Here is a 1024-nt window from a genome sequence, read left to right on the forward strand (position 1 = left end):
GGTCGGGCCGGCGCCGAGCGGGCCCTCGCCGACGGCCTGCTGGCCGCCGGGGACTACGCCGCCGGCCGGGCGGTGCTCACCCTGCGCGGCCGGCTGCTCGCCGACGCGGTCGTCCGCGACCTGCTGCCCTGACCCGGACGCGCCGCCCGGCCGGCAGGTGCGACCGACCGTCGCCGGTCAGCCCGCGCCCCGGCCGGCCGTGCGGGCGGTGCGCCGGACCGGCCGGGGGAGCGGCCGGCCCGGATCACTTGACGAGGTTGGCCGAGAGTGGGTAGCGGTAGAGGCTGCCCTCGTTGGCCTTGATGCCGGCGAGGATGCCGAACACGGCACCGAGGATGATGGCCGCCCCGACGCCGATGAAGCCGATCAGGATGCACGAGAGCACCCAGCCGACCAGGCCGACGATCGACCAGATGAGCTGGAAGTTGAGCGCGGCGACGGCGTGCGCCCGGACCGTCGGGGACTGGCTGCCCCGGGCCAGCATCGCCACCAGCGGGGCGACCCAGCCGAGCACGCCCCCACTGATGATCATGCCGGCCGCGCCGCCGAAGTGCGCGACCAGCGCCCAGGTCTTGTCCTCGTTGTTGGCGTAGCCGCCGCCGGGGCCGCCGAAGGCGCCGCCGGTCGGATAGCCGCCAGTCGGGCCGCCCGGGGGGTAACCGCCCGGCGGGGGGTAACCACCTGGCGGAGGGTAGCCGCCCGACGGCGGTTGGTCACCGGTGGGCGGCGGATAGCCACCGGCCGGGGGATAGCCGGCCGGGCCGGGTGCCCCGGACAGTGGTGCGGTGGGCGGCTCGGCCGCGGAGGGCGAGCCCGGGAGAGTCGGCTCCGGCGGGTAACTGCCGGGGTCTCCCGCGCCGGGAGGGCGAGGTGGTTCAGTCATGACTGTCACGGTAGGTGTCGGCGGCAACGTCGCACCAGAGCGATACCGCCCGGCCGCGCGGGCCGATCGGCCCGCGCAAGGTGGCGCGGGCCGCACCCACGGCCTGTCGTTGATCATCGCGTCGGCGGGGGTGCCGACGTA

1 protein-coding gene is annotated in these 1024 nt (G+C 76.5%); it reads right to left on the reverse strand.

Annotation, left to right across the window (positions count from 1 at the left end; translation table 11 throughout):
- Positions 1-244: 244 nt before the first annotated feature.
- Positions 245-883: a DUF4870 domain-containing protein gene (locus AB0J68_RS32510; RefSeq protein ID WP_363942763.1), complete on the reverse strand. Its 639-nt coding sequence runs from the start codon at positions 881-883 to the stop codon at positions 245-247.
- Positions 884-1024: the final 141 nt, after the last annotated feature.

The sequence above is a fragment of the Micromonospora sp. NPDC049580 genome (genome assembly GCF_040675595.1).
Classification (GTDB): Bacteria; Actinomycetota; Actinomycetes; order Mycobacteriales; family Micromonosporaceae; genus Micromonospora.